The organism is Actinoplanes sp. NPDC024001, assembly GCF_040638955.1.
Lineage (GTDB): Bacteria > Actinomycetota > Actinomycetes > Mycobacteriales > Micromonosporaceae > Actinoplanes.
Window position 1 is genome coordinate 1 of the sequence record NZ_JBEZZB010000057.1, and the last position, 15,982, is coordinate 15,982.

The 15,982-nt window shown below is 72.3% G+C and carries 13 protein-coding genes; 7 read left to right on the forward strand and 6 right to left on the reverse strand.

Going from position 1 to position 15,982, the window contains the following annotated elements; all coding sequences use genetic code 11:
- Nucleotides 1–41: 41 nt before the first annotated feature.
- Together AB0F81_RS22640 and AB0F81_RS22645 are read right to left on the reverse strand one after the other, a co-directional pair.
- Nucleotides 42–1,613, reverse strand: coding sequence for a right-handed parallel beta-helix repeat-containing protein (locus AB0F81_RS22640; RefSeq protein ID WP_360200304.1), 1,572 nt, complete (start codon nt 1,611–1,613; stop codon nt 42–44).
- On the reverse strand, nt 1,610–3,184 hold the full coding sequence (locus AB0F81_RS22645) for a pectate lyase (RefSeq protein WP_360200306.1): 1,575 nt from the start codon (nt 3,182–3,184) through the stop codon (nt 1,610–1,612). Before AB0F81_RS22645 ends, AB0F81_RS22640 begins: the two co-directional genes overlap by 4 nt.
- A 262-nt stretch (nt 3,185–3,446) precedes the next feature.
- Between AB0F81_RS22645 and AB0F81_RS22650 the strand changes: the two genes are divergently transcribed.
- Nucleotides 3,447–4,616, forward strand: a complete 1,170-nt coding sequence (locus AB0F81_RS22650; RefSeq protein WP_360200308.1) for a right-handed parallel beta-helix repeat-containing protein — start codon at nt 3,447–3,449, stop codon at nt 4,614–4,616.
- 110 nt (nt 4,617–4,726) lie between these two features.
- Nucleotides 4,727–4,999, forward strand: a complete 273-nt coding sequence (locus tag AB0F81_RS22655) for a hypothetical protein (protein ID WP_360200310.1) — start codon at nt 4,727–4,729, stop codon at nt 4,997–4,999.
- 2 nt (nt 5,000–5,001) lie between these two features.
- On the opposite strand, the gene tcuA is transcribed toward AB0F81_RS22655, so the two are convergent.
- Nucleotides 5,002–6,450 carry an FAD-dependent tricarballylate dehydrogenase TcuA gene (gene tcuA, locus AB0F81_RS22660; RefSeq protein WP_360200312.1) on the reverse strand — a complete coding sequence of 483 codons (1,449 nt, stop codon included), beginning with the start codon at nt 6,448–6,450 and terminating at the stop codon, nt 5,002–5,004.
- Nucleotides 6,451–6,521: 71 nt separating this feature from the next.
- On the opposite strand from tcuA, the gene AB0F81_RS22665 reads away from it, so the two are divergent.
- The 4 genes from AB0F81_RS22665 to AB0F81_RS22680 all read left to right on the forward strand — a co-directional run bounded on the left by AB0F81_RS22665 (nt 6,522) and on the right by AB0F81_RS22680 (nt 10,434).
- Entirely contained in the window at nt 6,522–7,511 is a 990-nt protein-coding gene (locus tag AB0F81_RS22665; protein ID WP_360200314.1) for a tripartite tricarboxylate transporter substrate binding protein, read from the forward strand.
- Nucleotides 7,512–7,740: 229 nt separating this feature from the next.
- Nucleotides 7,741–8,157: a tripartite tricarboxylate transporter TctB family protein gene (locus AB0F81_RS22670; protein ID WP_360200316.1), complete on the forward strand. Its 417-nt coding sequence runs from the start codon at nt 7,741–7,743 to the stop codon at nt 8,155–8,157.
- Between the two features lies 1 nt (nt 8,158).
- On the forward strand, nt 8,159–9,652 hold the full coding sequence (locus tag AB0F81_RS22675) for a tripartite tricarboxylate transporter permease (RefSeq protein WP_360200318.1): 1,494 nt from the start codon (nt 8,159–8,161) through the stop codon (nt 9,650–9,652).
- Nucleotides 9,649–10,434 carry an NAD(P)-dependent oxidoreductase gene (locus AB0F81_RS22680; RefSeq protein WP_360200320.1) on the forward strand — a complete coding sequence of 262 codons (786 nt, stop codon included), beginning with the start codon at nt 9,649–9,651 and terminating at the stop codon, nt 10,432–10,434. The genes AB0F81_RS22675 and AB0F81_RS22680 overlap by 4 nt, the downstream gene beginning before the upstream one ends.
- Before the next feature lies 1 nt (nt 10,435).
- Here the strand turns inward: AB0F81_RS22680 and AB0F81_RS22685 are convergent, their stop codons facing one another.
- Complete coding sequence (locus AB0F81_RS22685; protein WP_360200322.1) at nt 10,436–12,133, reverse strand: ABC transporter ATP-binding protein; 1,698 nt, start codon at nt 12,131–12,133, stop codon at nt 10,436–10,438.
- A 112-nt stretch (nt 12,134–12,245) separates the two neighbouring features.
- On the opposite strand from AB0F81_RS22685, the gene AB0F81_RS22690 reads away from it, so the two are divergent.
- On the forward strand, nt 12,246–12,806 hold the full coding sequence (locus AB0F81_RS22690) for a helix-turn-helix domain-containing protein (RefSeq protein ID WP_360200324.1): 561 nt from the start codon (nt 12,246–12,248) through the stop codon (nt 12,804–12,806).
- 13 nt (nt 12,807–12,819) lie between these two features.
- Here the strand turns inward: AB0F81_RS22690 and AB0F81_RS22695 are convergent, their stop codons facing one another.
- Nucleotides 12,820–14,112, reverse strand: a complete 1,293-nt coding sequence (locus AB0F81_RS22695; protein ID WP_360200326.1) for an SGNH/GDSL hydrolase family protein — start codon at nt 14,110–14,112, stop codon at nt 12,820–12,822.
- 45 nt (nt 14,113–14,157) lie between these two features.
- Nucleotides 14,158–15,930: a hypothetical protein gene (locus AB0F81_RS22700; protein ID WP_360200328.1), complete on the reverse strand. Its 1,773-nt coding sequence runs from the start codon at nt 15,928–15,930 to the stop codon at nt 14,158–14,160.
- Nucleotides 15,931–15,982 lie beyond the last annotated feature (52 nt).

Sequence of the window (15,982 nt, forward strand, 5' to 3'; positions counted from 1 at the left end):
GGAGCGGGCGGGGCGGCCGCGGCCACCCCGCCCGCTCGCGATCAGCCGCTGATCCGGCCCGCGCCGGCCTGCGCCGTCACGGTCGCCTTCACCTGCGAGCACGCCTGAGCCGAGTACGGGTAGGAGACCGCCGGTACGCTGCCGCCGCTCTGCCCGGTCCCGGAGTTGACGAAGCAGTTGTTCCGGGCGACCAGCCGCCCGTCGGAGGACGAGCCCTCACCGAGGTGGAACGGGTCCTCGACGTTCTCGAACGAGTTGCCCTCGACGATCACGCCGGCGTTCTCGGTGGACGCGATCCCGTAGTTGCCGGTGTCGTTGTAGTGGTTGTTGTAGACGTGCACCTGGTCGCCGAAGCGCACCCGCGGGTTGCGCTGCTCGGTCGCGTCGAACCAGTTGTGGTGGTAGGTGACCTTGAGCCGCCCGATGTCCTGGGCGCCGTTGTCGTCGTCGTGCCCGAGCAGCATGTTCTTGTCGGTGCCGTCGGCGTGGTTGTAGGAGATCGTCACGTACGACGAGCCGCGTTTGACGTCCACGCCGCCGTCCGAGCCGGTCGTCCAGGTGTTGTGGTCGATCCAGATGTGGTGGCTGAACATCTGCACGTTGATCGCGTCGTCCGGCCAGCCGCTGAATCGCAGGTTCCGGATGATCACGTTGTGCACCGCGTTCGCCGGCGGGCTCGTCACCGAGGAGATCGGCAGGCCGATGTTCAGGCCGCCGCCGGTGATGGTGGCGCCCGAGCCCGCCCCGATGATCGTCTTGTCCGAGCTGACGTCGTGCATCGGCCCCGGCAGTGAGATCGTGCCCTGCACCCGCACCACCAGCGGGCCGCTGCGGGCGATCGCCTCGATGAAGGCGGCCGCGCTGCTCACCGTGACCGTCGGCCCGCCCGCGCCGCCGGAGGTGCCGTTCTGGTCCCAGGCGTTCACCGAGGCCCAGCCGTCGGCGACGTTCGGCTGCGGCGGCGGCTCCTCCGAAGGCGTGGCCGACGGTGTTCCGGAGGGGCCGGGCCCGGCCCCGGTGGTCACCAGCACGTCGTCGAAGTTGGCGCTGGTGTAGAAGGTGGCGAGGCCGACCCGGCCGCTGGCCCACCGGGCGTCGGAGGCCTCGGTGAACAGCGTGCCGTTGACGTATCCGCGCAGCGCGGACCCGGCCACCTCGAGCTTGAGCGTGTACCAGGTGCCGGCTGACACGGTCACCGGCGCGGTGTCCAGCGTGGCCGACGATCCGTTGTCGAGGCGCTTGAGCTCGACGGTGTTGTTGGAGCGCAGCGCCAGGTAGTAGTAGCTGGTGCTGCTCTGCACCCGGGCCAGGACGGCCGCGAAGCGGTTGCTGCCGTTGAAGGCGGTCGGCTTGACCCGGGCCTGCACCGCGTAGTCGGTCCAGCCCGGCGTCCCGGTCAGCGCCCGGGCGTCGCTGCTGGTCCCGCCCTGGCGGTAGACGGCGGAGCCGTCGGTGGTGACCGACCAGCTGCCCCCGTTGGTGGTCCAGCCGGACGCGTTGCCGTCCTCGAAGTCGTCGCCGAGCAGGGTGGCGGCCCGCGCCCCGGTGGCGGTCAGGCCGAGCACCAGCACGGCCGCGGCCAGCAGTGCCCACAGTGCGTGTCGTCGTTTCATCGGAACACCCCCGCGCCGGCCGTGACGATGGACTTGATCTGGTTCGGGTCGTCGAGCGTGTAGCTGTAGTAAGCCGACGCCTCCTGCACGGTTCCGCTGCAGTCCGGTGCTCCCGACTCACCCGCGAAGACGTTGTTGCGGGCCACGCACCGCCCGGCCGGACCGGCGTACGTGTTGGTCACCGGCTCCTCGACGTCTTCGAAGTAGTTGCCCTCGACCAGGCAGCCGGCGTTGTTCTGGCAGGCCACGCCGGTGTCGGTGTTGTAGACGAAGTAGTTGTTCCAGACGTGCACCGGCTCGCCGAAGCGGACCCGCGGGTTGCGCTGCGGGGTGCGGTCGAACCAGTTGTGGTGATAGCTGACCTTGAGCCGCCCGGTGTCCTGCGCGCCGTTGTTGTCGTCGTGCCCGAGCAGCATGTTCTTCGTGTGGTGATGCGTGTGGTTCCAGGACACGGTCACGTACGACGAGCCGCGCTTCACGTCGATCAGCCCGTCGTAGCCCTGGGCCAGGTCGTTGTGGTCGATCCACACGTGGTGCGAGAACATCTGCACGTTGATCGAGTCGTCGGTGGCGCCGCGGAACGTCAGGTTCTGGATGATCACGTTGTGCACGGCGTCGGCCGGCGGGCTCGTCACCGACGAGACCGGCAGCCCGATGTTGAAGCCGCCCCCGGTGATCCCGGCGGTCGAGCCCACCCCGACGATCGACTTGTCGCTGGTCACGTCGTGCATGCCGGCGGGCAGCGCGATGGTGCCGCTGACGCAGACGGTGAGCGGCCCGGGCGTCGCGATCGCGGCCAGCAGCTCGGCGGCGGTGTCGACGGCCACCCGCGGTCCGCTCGCGCCGCCGGTGGTGCCGTTCTGGCCCCAGGCGTTCACCGTGGCGAAGCCGGTGGGTGTGCCGGTGACCCGGCAGTCGCCGGGCGGGGGCGGGGTGGTCGGCGACGGGCTGGGACCGGGGCCCGGCGCCGTGGTGTCCACCACCACGTCGTCGTACGACGCGCTGGCGTACCCGGTGACCAGCCCGATCCGGCCGGAGCCGAACGTGGCGTCGGTGGCCTGGAGCACCTGCGCGCCGTCCACGAACCCGGTCAGCGTGGCGCCCCGCACGCTCAGCGCGAGCACCCGCCAGCTGCCGGTGGCGCCGCCGGTCGCGGCGGTGCCGAGGACCGTCGCCGTGCCGCCGGAGACCCGCTGGAGCTGGGCCGTGCCGCCGCCGGTGAGGACCAGCGCGTAGTACTGGCTCGTCGAGGTGGCGCGAGCCGCGATGCCCACCGTGCGGTCGGCCGCGGCGTACGCGATCGGCCGCACCCGGGCCTGGACGGTGTAGTCGGTCCACCCGGTGCTGCCGGCCAGCGCGCGGGCGTTGGCGCCGGTGCTGGACTGGCGGTAGGCGGGGGAGCCGTCGGTGACGATCGACCAGGTGCCGCCGTTGCGGGACCAGCCGGTGGCGTTGCCGTCGTTGAAGTCGTCGCCGAAGAGGGTTTCGGCGTGTGCCGGGCCGGCGGCCGCGAGAGCGGCCGCCACCATCGCGCCGGTGGCGGCGACGGCGATCCATCCGATGCGTCTCATGGGGTCTCCATGCGAGAAAAGGCGGAAAGGAAGCGCGCGATAAATGATCGCTTAATGGCGCTGTAACCTGGGGCCGACGATAAATTCGTGCATCAAACAGCGTCAATGCTTTTCGTTTGCAGGATTGTTGCAGTGAGGTGGCGTTGACACCGCCCGGCGTCCCGGCGTAGGTTGCGGCGGAAAGCGCATTCCCCCATGTAAGAGCGCCGTCCCCCAAGCCAGGAGTCAGCTCATCATGATTACCCGCGGCGGACGCCGTAAAATGCTGCCCACAGCACTGATCGGCGCGGTATTGCTGGCAATGATCCCCACGCCGGCGACCGCTGCCGAGACGACCGTCTACGTCGCCACCAATGGCAACGACGCGAACTCCGGAACCCTCTCCGCGCCGCTCGCGACGATCCAGAAGGCGATCAGTGTGGTCCCGGCCGGTGGCACCGTCGCGGTCCGCGGCGGCACCTACGCGCTGAGCGCCAACATCCAGATCACCCGCAGCGGGACCGCCGGCGCGCCGCTCACCCTCACCAGCCACGCCGGCGAGAAGGTGATCATCGACGGCGAGGCGCTGGCCTACACGCCCGGCGCGGTCGGCTCCACCATCCCCAGCGCCCAGCGCGGCGCGATCCACATGCGGGCGTCGCACTGGCGGCTGATCGGCCTGGAGATCGTCCACGGGCCGTACGGCGTCTACTGCAACGGCTGCAACAACAACACCTTCGAGCGGCTGACCACCCGGGACAACTACGAGACCGGCTTCCAGTTGCAGGGCGCCTCGGCGAACAACCTGATCCTCAACCTGGACAGCTACGGCAACCGGGACCCGCGCAAGAACGGCGAGAGCGCCGACGGCCTCGGCATCAAGGAGGGCAGCGGCACCGGCAACGTGGTGCGCGGCGCCCGGCTGTGGAACAACGTCGACGACGGCTTCGACGCCTGGGCGTTCAGCTCACCGGTCACCATCCAGAACACCGTCGCGTACGGCAACGGCTACAACCGCTGGGGCATCCCGAACTTCTCCGGCGACGGCAACGGCCTGAAACTCGGCGGCAGCGGGGGCACCGGCCCGGCCGCGAGCCACGCCGTCACCAACACCATGGCCTTCGGCAACGCGGCACACGGGTTCACCGACAACGGCAACACCGGCAGCATCACGATCAACCGCAGCACCGCGTACCAGAACGCCAAGACCGGCTTCGACGTCGACGGTGGCTCCACCTCCCGGCTCACCGCCAACCTCGCTGTCGGGAACAAGACGGCGGTGGCGCTCGGCTCCTCGACCGCCTCCGGCAACTCCTGGAACCTCGGCGGCACGTGGACGCTGCGCAGCACCGACCCCGCCGTTGTCACTGGTCCGCGCGCCGCGGACGGCTCGATCCGGTCCTCGGACTACCTGGTGCCGGCCAACGGCGCCGCGGTCGGAGCCAAGATCTGACACCTAGGGGTCTCCCCGATTCGGGCCGTCCGTCGGAATCCCGGAGGCGATCTGTGGTGCGGGTGGTTCACGCTGAGGCGGTAATCACCCATAGATCGGAGTTGATCGTCATGCGAAGCCAGATGCTCGCCGCCCGCGCCTCCGCCCTGTTCGCCAGCACCCTGCAGAGCGGCTCCCGCCCCACCGGCTCGGCCGTCGACGCCGCCATCGCCGAGGCCGTGCGCGCCTGCGGTGGCACACGCGGATGCGTGGCCGCGATGGCCGCGGCCTACGGCGACTGCCCGGAGACGGCGGCACCCCGGATGCGGTGGGCGCGCAGCGTCGTGATGACCGTCTACGGGTCTCGCCGGCCCGAACCGGAGAGGGAACTGGTCGCGGCTTGACCTCAGGCCAGTGTTCCGGCCCGGCGGCCGAACACGGCGCCCGCGGTCAAGCCGGTGCCACCGGGATAGTTGCCGCTGAACAGCCCGCCCAGCATCTCCCCGCAGACGAACAGGCCCGCAAGGGCAGACCCCGATCCGGTCAGCACCCGGCCGTGCTCGTCGGCCCGCAACCCGCCGAACGTGAACGTGATCCCGCAGGTCACCGGGAAGGCGTAGAACGGCGGCGTCCGGATCGGCAGCGCCCAGTTGCTCTTCGGCGGCTCGGCCCGCGAGGCCCGGCCGTCCTTCACCGACGCCTGGAACGGCACCGACTCGTCGATCCCGGCGTTGAACTCCTCGACGGTGCGCGCCAGCTCAGGTGTCTCCAGCGCCGCGGCCAGCTCGTCGATCGACTGCGCGATCACCACGCTCGTGCCGGGCGCGTCGTACTCCTCGGTCCGCAGCATCGGCCGGATCCCGGCGTCGAAGATCTGGAACGCCAGGCCGCGCGGCTGGCGCAGGATCTCCCCGCCGTACTTCGCGTAGGTGTAGTTGCGGAAATCGGCGCCCTCGTCCAGGAACCGCCGCCCGTCCACGTTGACCACGATGCCCAGCGGGTAACTCTGCCGGGTCAGCCGGTTGGTCAGCTCGCGGTCGCCGGAGGCCGCGGCATTCGCGTCCCACGCCACCGCGTGACACGACGACCAGTCGCCGCCGCGTGCCGCACCCGCCGCCAGCGCCGCGCGCAGCATGTCCCCGGTGTTCAGCGGGGTGCCGCGGACCAGCGCCCGCTCCCATCCGGCGCCCAGGTGCTCGCGCCGCCACTGCGGGTTCGCCTCGAAACCACCGGCCGCCAGCACCACCGACTCGGCCTCGGTCACCCCGGCCGTGCCGTCCGGGCCGGTCCAGTGCACACCGCGCACGTGGCCGTTGTCGATCAGCAGGTCACCGCAGCGGTAGCCGTACCGCACGTCGACGCCGGCCGCCGCTGCCGCGCGGGTGTGCTGCTCGATCAGCCCTTTCCCGCCGCCGGTGCTGCCCACCGCCAGCCCGCCGAAGAACACGTGCCGGCCGTGCTCGTCCGGATAGGACTGCCGCTCGTACATCAACCGGAACCGCAGCCCCAGCCCGTGCAGCCAGTGCAGCGCCGGCCCGCTCTCCGCCGCCAGCGCGGCGGACAACCCGCGGTCCGCGCGCCCGCCGGTCACCTCACGCAGATCCCGCACAAACTGCTCTTCCGGGTACGGCGCAAGCACCGTCTCCGCCAACCGCGGGTCGGGGTCGAGCATCCCCGCCACGTCGTCCAGCCCCTGATGGGCGATCCGGAACGCGCCCGCCGTGTAGTAGCTGTTCCCGCCCGCCTCGTCCGGCAGCCCTCGCTCCAGCAGCACCACGTCGCGTCCCCGGGCCGCGGCCGCGTGCGCCGCACTGAACCCGGCGTTGCCTCCTCCGACCACCACGACGTGCGCCATCTGCCCTCCGGGTCAACAATGCGAATGTAAAGGGGGCTCGGCTGTACCGCACTCGGAAGCGGGGTGGACCGATGCAGCGCTGGCGACCGGCCGCGGTGGCGCCCTGGGTGGCGGCGGCGGTGAGCACCCTGCTGCTGCTCCTGACCACACCGTGGAGCGACGAGACCACCGACTTCCTCGACGGACGGCAGCTGCGGCTGATGGCGCCCGCCGCGCCCGGCGGCGGCTGGGACCAGACCTCCCGCGAGATGCAGACCGCGCTGCGCGAGGTGGCCGGCCGCACCGAGGTCTACAACGTCGCCGGCGCCGGCGGCACCATCGGGCTCAGCCAGTTCGCCCGCTACGACGGCGACCCCACCCAGCTCATGGTGATGGGCCTGATCATGCTCGGCGCGATCGAGAGCAACGACTCGCCGGTCACCCTGGACAGCACCACTCCGCTGGCCCGGCTCACCACCGACTACGAGGTGGTCGTGGTGCCCGCCGACTCCCCGGTGAAGAACCTGAACGACCTGGTCGCCCGGATGAAGCAGGACCTCGGCGCGGTGTCGTTCGCCGGTGGCTCGGCGGGCGGCGTCGAGCAGATCCTGGCCGGGCTGATCGCCGACGCGATCGGCGCCGACCCCGGCGGCGTCAACTACGTGGCCCACTCCGGCGGCGGCGAGGCGCTGTCCACGCTGCTCTCCGGCCGGGCCACCGCCGGCGTCTCCGGCGTCTCCGAGCTGGAGGGCCAGATCGAGGCGGGCACGGTCCGGCCGGTCGCGGTCTCCAGCGCCGAGCGGTTGCCCGCCCTGCCGGACGTGCCGACGCTCAAGGAGTCCGGCGTGGACGTGGAGCTGGCCAACTGGCGCGGCGTGGTCGCCCCGGCCGGGATCAGCGCCGCCGACGAGCAGGCCCTGGAGGACCTGGTGCTGCGGATGACCCGCAGCGAGGCCTGGCGCGAGACCCTGGAACGCCGCGGCTGGGGCGACGCTACCCTGACCGGGCCCGAGTTCGACACGTTCCTCCAGACCGAACGCCAGACCGTCACCGACGTCCTGGTCAAGATGGGCCTGGCATGACGACCGACAACGCCGGCCGCCCCGCGCCCGACCCCGCCACGCCACGCCCGATCCCGCTACACCCGGCGTCACCGCACCCGATCCCGCTACACCCGGCGTCACCGCACCCGATCCCGCCGCACCCGGCGTCACCGCACCCGATCCCGCCGCGCCTGATACCGGCGCGCCCGACCCCGCCGCGCCGGAGACGCTCAGGCAGGCGCGAGCGTCCGCGCTGCTGGGCCTGCTCATGGTGCTCGCGGCGGTCGTGGTCCTCATCGACGCCGCCAATCTGCGCGAGTCCGACGACGCCCTCGGGCCGGCCGCCGCGCCCACCCTGATCGGGATCCTGCTCGGCGTGCTCGGCGCCGGTCTGGGTTGGCAGGGGGCGCGCGCCCTGCGTACGCCGCAAGCCTTTGACCTTGACCGGCGGCGCCTCTGGCGCCTTGCCGCGATGGTGGCCCTGCTGATCGCGTTCGCCCTGGTCCTGCCGCTTCTGGGGTACGTGGTGAGCTCCGCGGCCCTGTTCACCGGGGCGGCGCTGCTGCTCGGCGCCCCGCATCCGGCGCGGGCTGCCGCCTACGGGTGGACCCTCGCCGCGCTCGTGTTCCTGATCTTCGACGTGGTGATCGGGCTCAGCCTGCCCGCCGGACCGTGGGGGTTCTGAGATGGACGCCCTGCTGACCGGTTTCGCCGACGCCCTGACCCCGGCGAACCTGATGTGGGCACTGATCGGCGTCACCATCGGCACCGCCGTCGGCGTGCTGCCCGGCATCGGCCCGGCGCTCACCGTGGCCCTGCTGCTGCCGATCACTTTCCGCCTCGAACCGGCCGCCGCGCTGATCATGTTCGCCGGCATCTACTACGGCGGCATGTATGGCGGCTCCACCACCTCGATCCTGCTCAACACACCCGGCGAGAGCGCGTCCGTGGCAACCGCCCTGGAAGGCAACCGGATGGCCCGCGCCGGCCGGGGCGCCGCCGCCCTCGCCACCGCCGCGCTCGGCAGCTTCGTCGCCGGCACCATCGGCACCGTCGCGCTCACCGTCGCCGCACCCGCGGTCGCCGACATCGCGATCGGTTTCGGTCCTCCCGAGTACGTCGCGCTGATGGCCGTCGCGTTCGTGACGGTCAGCGCGCTGCTCGGCCCGAGCCTGCTCAAGGGCGCGTCGAGCCTGGTCGTCGGCGCCGCGATCGGGCTGGTCGGCATCGACACGCTGACCGGTCAGGCCCGGCTCGCGTTCGGCCTGCCGTCGCTGCTCGACGGCATCGACGTGGTGATCGTCGTGGTGGCCCTCTTCGCGCTCGGCGAGACCTTCGGGCACCTGGTCGCCGGCACCGGCGCGAGCCGCGTCGAACCGGTCCGCGGCGCCGCCGTGCTCTCCCGCGCCGACTTCCGCCGCTCCTGGCCGGCCTGGCTGCGCGGCACCGCCATCGGCTTCCCGATCGGCAGCCTCCCCGCCGGCGGCGCCGACGTGCCCACGTTCCTCAGCTACAGCCTGGAGAAACGCCTCTCGAAGCACCGGCACGAGTTCGGTCACGGCGCCATCGAGGGCGTCGCCGGCCCGGAGTCGGCCAACAACGCGGCGGCGGCCGGCGTGCTGGTCCCGCTGCTCACCATCGGCCTGCCCACCTCGGCCACCGCGGCGGTCATCCTCACCGCCTTCCAGTCCTACGGCCTGCAGCCCGGCCCGCAGCTGTTCACCGAGTCCGGGGAACTGGTGTGGGCGCTGATCGCCAGCCTGTACATCGGCAACGTCCTGCTGCTGGTCCTCAACCTGCCGCTGGTCCGGGTGTGGGTGCGGCTGCTCACCATCCCCGCCTACGGCATCTACGCCGGGGTGCTGCTCTTCGCCTGCCTGGGCACCTACGCGGCCGGCGGCACCATCGCCGACCTGCTGGTCCTCACCGTGCTGGGCCTGGTCGGCCTGCTGATGCGCCTGGCCGACGTCCCGGTCGCGCCGGCCGTGGTCGGGCTGATCCTGGCGCCGCTGTTCGAGCAGCAGCTGCGGCGGGCGCTGGCCCTCTCCGAGGGCGACTGGTCGGTCCTGGTCTCGACGCCGCTCACCGTCGTCCTCTGGATCGTGGTGCTGCTCGCCCTGGTCGCGCCGGGGGTCTTCGCCGTCTATCGCCGGCGCCGCCGCGAGACGGTCCAGGTGTGACCGGGTGCCGGCTGGGCAACACGGTTCGCATGGCGGTGATCCTGATGACCGGCGCGTCCGGCGCCCTCGGCACCATGCTGCGCACCCGGCTCACCCAGCACACCCTGCGCCTGACCGACCTGCGGCCGGCCGACGGTGTCGACGCCCTGGACGTCACCGACGGTGCGGCGGTCGAGCGCGCCGCCCGGGGCGTCGACGCTATCGTGCACCTCGGTGGGCTCGCCGACGAGAGCGCCTTCGACGACGTGCTCGACGTGAACGTGCGCGGCAGCGAACGGGTGCTGCAGGCCGCCTACCGCCTCGGTGTGCCGCGGGTCGTGCTCGCCTCCAGCAACCACGCCGCCGGCCTGCACGAACGCTGCGCCTCGCTGCCGGACGACGTGGCGCCGCGCCCGGACACCTATTACGGCTGGAGCAAGGCGGCGCTGGAGAGCCTCGGCCGGCTCTACCACGACCGGCACGGGATGCACGTGATCTGCCTGCGCATCGGCGCCTGCAAGGACCAGCCCGCCACCCCGCGCGACCTGTCGGTGTGGTTGTCGCCGGACGACCTGGCGCGGCTCGTGGAGGCGTCGCTGACCGCCACCGGCTGGCGGCTGGTGTGGGGCGTGTCGGCGAACACCCGCCGCTGGTGGTCGACGGCCGGGGGAGAGGCGATCGGTTACCACCCGCACGACGACGCCGAGAAGTGGGCGGCCGAGGTCGGCGAACCCGACCCCGGCGCGCCCGAGCAGCGCACGGTCGGCGGCACGATGGCCACCGGCCCGCTCGGCGCGGGCTGACTCAGACGGCGGCGGGCGCGGACTGGTCGGCAGCGATCCGCAGCGCCTCCACGAGCCGGCGGTACAGGTCGTCCGAGGCGTACAGCTCGGCGTGCGTGCCCTGCCCCCGGATCCGGCCGTCCTCCATCACCACGATCCGGTCCGCGTCGAGAACCGTCGAGAGCCGGTGCGCGATCGTCACGACCGCCCCGGTCGCCGCCCGCTCGCGGATGCAGTCCTGCACCGCCGCCTCGGTCAGCCCGTCGACCTGGGCGGTCGCCTCGTCGAGCAGCAGCACGTCGGGGGTGCGCAGCAGCGCCCGGGCCAGCGCGATCCGCTGCCGCTGACCGCCGGACACATCCGTGGAGCTCAGCGACGTGTCCAGCCCGTCCGGCAGCTCGTCGATCTTGTCGTCGAGGCGGACCGAGCGCAGGACCTCCCGCAGCTCCGCGTCGGTGGCGTCCGGATGGGTGAACCGCAGGTTGTCACCGATCGTGCCGGGCACCACCGGCGTCTCCTGCTCCACGTACGCCAGCCGGGCGCGCACCTCCTCGTGGCTCCACGCCGGATAGGGCCGGCCGTCGAGCAGGATCTGCCCGGCCTCCGGCTCCAGGAAGCGCAGCAGCAGCGAGAACAGCGTGGTCTTGCCGGCGCCGGACGGCCCCACCACCGCGGTGTGCCCGCGGCGCGGAATCTCCAGGTCGACACCACGGACCGCGGGCGGGGCGTCCGGCCCGTAACGCGCGGTCACGTCCTGCAGCACCAGCACCGGCCCGTCCACCTCGTGCGGCGTGCCCGCGGGACCCGGTGTGCCGCCCTCGCTGTGCGGCTCCAGGCCGATGCTCTGCAGCTCGTTGATCCGCCCGGCGGCCGCGATGCCGGCCTGCAACGCCGTCAGGTTCTGGGTCAGCTCGCTGATCGGCCCCATCAGCTGGAACACGTAGAGCAGGAACGCCACCAGGGTGGAGACCTCGAGCAGCCCCAGGTGCGCGCGCCACGCGCCGATGGCGAGGATCATGATGACCGCCAGGTTGAGGCCGGTCCACGAGATCGTCCAGACGGTGGCCGCGACCTTGGCGGCGCGCACGCTGTGCGCCGCGGCGTCGCGGGCGTTGCCCACGATCTGCTCACTCTGGCGCGTCTCGGCGCGGCTGGCCTTGACCGTACGGATCGCCCGCAGCGACCCCTCCAGACTCGCCCCGAGTTTCCCGACGGAGTCCTGCGCCGCGGTCTGCGCGGTGCCGATCTTCGGCAGCAGGGTGGCCATCAGCCCGCTGACGACCACCACCGCGGCAAGGGTGCAGCCGAGCAGGGTCAGGTCGAGCACCGCCATCAGCACCAGCGTGCCGACCAGCCCGATGCCGGCGTTGATCAGCCCGATGATGCTGCTCGACGCCTCGTGCAGCAGCCCGGTGTCCGAGGTGACCCGGGTGACCAGCTCCCCGGTGGGCCGCCGCTGCAGATCCCCCACCCGGGCCCGGAAGTAACGCTTGATGATCGACGTCCGGGCGTCCAGCACGATCCGCTCGGCGAGCGTGCCGAGCAGGATCCACTGCCACAACGTGATGGCGGCCCCCACGACCACCAGGGCGAGCAGGACCGCGACCGGCCGGACCAGATCCACCCCATCACTGAACGTGTCCAGCACCCACTTGGTGACCATCGGTGTGGCCAGCCCGGCCGCGTTGCCGATGAGCCCGAGCACCAGCCCGAGCAGCATGGTGCGGCGGTGCGGTCGGAGAACGGCGAACAGAGTCCTCAATCTCGTGGCATCCGGCATACCCATAATGGAACACAGCTGTTCCAGAATGGGCAACTGTTATTCTGCGCCGGTGAGTACCGTCCGCGCCGGCAGCCGCGCCCGAACCCGGCAGGCGATCATCGAGGCCGCCATCGAGGTTCTGTCCCGCAACCCCGCCGCCTCCCTGGGCGACGTGGCCGCCGCCGCCGACGTGGGCCGCACCACGCTGCACCGCTATTTCCCCGAGCGCAGCGACCTGCTCTCCGCCCTGCGCACCGAGGCGCTGGACCGCCTGGAGCAGGCCCGCGCCCGGGCCCGCACCACCGAGGACACCGGCTCCGCCGCCGTCCGCCGCCTCTGCCAGGAGTACTTCGATCTCGGCGATCTGCTCTCCCTGCTCTTCCACGAGCAGATCGCGCTGGAGGACGAGGAGGACCCCGCCGGCAGCGACGCCTGGTTCGAGGAGCTGGTCCAGCGAGGCCACGCCGACGGCACCATCGATCCGGAGCTGCCCGCCGTCTGGGTGCAGAGCCTGATCTGGTCCCAGCTCTACGTGGGCTGGAGCTTCCTGGCCGAGAACAACCCGTCCCGGCACGAGACCCTCCGCCTGCTCCTGCGCTGTGTGGAAGGTGCGATCCGCCCCCTGCGCTGACCGCCGCGGGGGATCAGAACCAGCTCAGCTCGACCGCGTCGGCGATCGCCCGCATGCCGGCGTCGCCCGGGTGCAGGTGGTCGCCGGAGTCGTAGCGGCGCTGGAAACGACTCGGCGAGCCGGGGTCGCGGGTGGCGCGGTCCAGGTCGAGGACGGCGTCGCAGCCGCTGTCACGGGAGCGGATGAAGGCGTTGATCTCACCGCGGCCGCGTTCGCCGCGCTCGGTCCAGTAGCCGGCGCCGCGGAACGGGGTCAGTGTCGAGCAGATCACCTTGATGCCGGCGTCGTGCCCGCGAGCGATCAGGGTGCGCAGGGCGGTGATCAGCTGCGGCGCCGGGGTGTCTGACTTGCCCAGGTCGTTGATGGCGTCGTCGGAGATGATGACCCAGCGGACGCCGGGTTGCCGCAGCACGTCGCGGTCGAATCGTTTGGCGGCGCTCGCCCCGTGGGTGTCGGCGGTGAGGCGGTTGCCGCTGATGCCGGTGTTGAGGACTCCGATGGTGCGGCCGGCGGAGCGCAGCCGGTCGGAGAGCAGGTCGGGCCAGCGGCGGTCGGCGTTGAACTTCGAACCGACGCCGTCGGTGATGGAGGCGCCGAAGGCGACCACCGAGCCGGTCGCCGCGGGGTTCTGGACGTCCACGCCGGCCAGGAAGAAGTAGCTGCTGGTCGTGGTCGAGCCGGCCAGGGTGGCGGCGGCGCTCTGGTCGCCGGCGGCGATGTAGTTGTGCCGGCCGCCGACGGCGTGCCGGGTACTGGCCCCGGTGCTCTCCGGCAGGTAGGCGCTGACCGCGATGTCGCTGTCGGCCGGCACCGCGAAGGCGACCGGGTCGCTGACCGCCGAGCCGCCGGCCGGGATGATCACCGTGCTCGCGCCGCCGAAGGTCACCGGGCGGTCGGTCTTCGCGTCGATGGCACTGCCGCGGAGCCGCCGGGCCACGTAGACGCTGTTCACGGTCAGTGGGGTGGTGCCGTAGGCGTTCGACAGCCGTACCCGGGCCGCGCTGCCACCGATGCTGGTGTGCACGATCTGCCGCAGCGTCTCCCGCTGGAAGGACCGCCCGCGCGGCTGCACGGCGACAGCCCACGTGCCGGTCCACGGCGTTGCGGCTTCCGGCGTTGCGGCTTCCGGCGTCGCGGCTTCCCGCCTCGCGGCTTCCGGCGAGGCGGCCGCAGCCGAAGAAGAGGGAAAGGGGGACGGGGAAGCCGGCGAACCACCGGAATCGGCCGGCCACGACTCCGGCACCTGGGTGCAGCCGGCGACGCCCATCGCCATCGTCGCCACGACGGCTTTTCTGGCCCACTTCATCCCGTGCGTCCCCCGAGGTCGTGCCCTACCGAGCAGGCAAGATCCTCACACCCGGGAGCCGTCCGGCGGGGGAACTGTGGTCAGGAACTCGTCGAGCCGCCGCTGCCGGCGCTCCCGTTCCGCGGTCAGGTGCGAGCGGGTGAACACCTCCGGCTGGCGGCGCCGCAGCATCCGGCCGGTCGGCGTACGGAACTCCTGCTCCGGCACCTCGGTGCCGTCGTCCGGAATCAGGGCCAGCAATTCGTCGCAGACCGCCACCGAGCGGGCGAGCGCCTCCGGTGTGCCGTCCTCCTCGCCGGCCGCCCAGAACTCGCCGGCGTCGAGCAACGCGGACGGCCCATCACCGGGCCGGCTGAAACCCGGGCCGGCCGGGGCGTCGCGCGGCACGGTGAAGACGAACTCGCGCTTGCGCCGGCACATCAGGCAGACCCCGAAGAACCGGACCTCCCGCCGCACCGCGTCACCGGCCAGCTCCCGCTCGCGCCGGTGCAGCTCGGTCTCCCCGCACACGCACCGCCGCCGCTCCATGAAGAGAACAGCCTCGTCAACCGTGCGCGCCGGCAGCGAACCGCCCGGATCCTCCGCCCCGGAAGCCGCCAGATACGCGTCCCGCGCCGCCAGCAGCTGCGCCCACCGGAACCGCTCCGGCGCCGCCGAGTACAGCGCCTTCCCCCGCCGGCCACGCACCTCCGACTCCGGGATCGCCTCCGCGCCGGGCGGCACGAACAGCATCGCCTCCTCCACCGACGACGCGGCCAGCTTCATGTTCATGGCGTGCATCTGCGGATCCCCGCCGGCGAACCCCTCCGCCGCCACCAGCCACTCACCGGGATCCACCACGTGCGACGGCTCCCGCCGCCCGGACATCTCCCAGTGCGGCGTCTCCGGCGCACCCGCCGCGACGGTGAACCGGTAGCGGTACCGATGCCAGGTCCGGCGGTTGCAGCGCGCCTTGACGGTCAGCACCGCCCACTCGTCGCCCGGCGCGGTGCGCTCGGCCACCGAGATCAGCCGGCCACCGCACCGGCACTCCTGAAAGTCCAGGTACATGCTGGCGTCGAAACCCGAGCGCGCCAGCGGCGGCGTCATGGCGACGGTGCGTTCCGCCTGCGGCGGACCGAACACCGCCGCGAACTCGGCGAGAGCTCGGCGGTGCCGCGCCAGGTCACGATCAAGGCGGGGTACGCGGAAGCGCTCCGGGCTGGTCCGCCAAGCCTGTAGACCCGCAGCGGTCCACAGATGGCGTACGGGAACGGCGGGCTCGCCGTCCGGAACGAGGGCGAGCACCTCACCCGCGTAGTCGATGGCCCGGATCAGCAGGTCTTCGGCCCGGGAGTATTCGGCCCGGGTGGGCCGGTGCGCCTGAAGATCCCGGATGAGGTCGGCGGCCTGCCCGGCGGAGCGGTCGGCGAGCGACTGCCACTGGCTCGCGTCCAGCAGCGAGGGGCCGGGCGCGACCAGCACGCTGCGCTCGCCGTGCCGCACCCGGTCGCCGTGGGTCTCCACCGCCTCGTCCGGGTCGCCGGTCAGGAACAGCGTGGCCTCGGCGACGGACCGGGCGGTCGGCTCCTCCTCCGCCTCCGCGGTCCAGGTCAGGTCGGTGTGGCTGAGCCCGGTGTCGGCGAGGAACTCGGCGACGACCTCGCGGGCGGGCCGGTCGCCGTGGTGCGCCACCCGCCCGTCGGGGTCGATGCTGATCAGCTCGCCGGTGGCGAGCCGGGCAACCGCCGGGAGGGCCGGCCCGAGCTCCAGGCCCGGCCGCAGCCGGGCCAGCGGCACGGCGTGGCCCCGTGGGATGTCGGCGTCCACGATTTCCATCGCGCCGGCTCCTCCCGGACGGTCACCGATCGATGACCTTCATCCTACTGAG

Excerpts from the sequence above, each read along its gene's own strand:
- AB0F81_RS22655 (WP_360200310.1), top strand. The coding sequence starts at position 4,727 with ATGCGAAGCCAGATGCTCGCCGCCCGCGCCTCCGCCCTGTTCGCCAGC.
- AB0F81_RS22675 (WP_360200318.1), top strand. The coding sequence starts at position 8,159 with ATGGACGCCCTGCTGACCGGTTTCGCCGACGCCCTGACCCCGGCGAAC.
- AB0F81_RS22685 (WP_360200322.1), bottom strand. The coding sequence starts at position 12,133 with ATGCTGCTCGGGCTGGTGCTCGGGCTCATCGGCAACGCGGCCGGGCTG.
- AB0F81_RS22670 (WP_360200316.1), top strand. The coding sequence starts at position 7,741 with ATGGTGCTCGCGGCGGTCGTGGTCCTCATCGACGCCGCCAATCTGCGC.
- AB0F81_RS22650 (WP_360200308.1), top strand. The coding sequence starts at position 3,447 with ATGCTGCCCACAGCACTGATCGGCGCGGTATTGCTGGCAATGATCCCC.
- AB0F81_RS22695 (WP_360200326.1), bottom strand. The coding sequence starts at position 14,112 with ATGAAGTGGGCCAGAAAAGCCGTCGTGGCGACGATGGCGATGGGCGTC.
- AB0F81_RS22700 (WP_360200328.1), bottom strand. The coding sequence starts at position 15,930 with ATGGAAATCGTGGACGCCGACATCCCACGGGGCCACGCCGTGCCGCTG.
- tcuA (WP_360200312.1), bottom strand. The coding sequence starts at position 6,450 with ATGGCGCACGTCGTGGTGGTCGGAGGAGGCAACGCCGGGTTCAGTGCG.
- AB0F81_RS22665 (WP_360200314.1), top strand. The coding sequence starts at position 6,522 with ATGCAGCGCTGGCGACCGGCCGCGGTGGCGCCCTGGGTGGCGGCGGCG.
- AB0F81_RS22645 (WP_360200306.1), bottom strand. The coding sequence starts at position 3,184 with ATGAGACGCATCGGATGGATCGCCGTCGCCGCCACCGGCGCGATGGTG.
- AB0F81_RS22640 (WP_360200304.1), bottom strand. The coding sequence starts at position 1,613 with ATGAAACGACGACACGCACTGTGGGCACTGCTGGCCGCGGCCGTGCTG.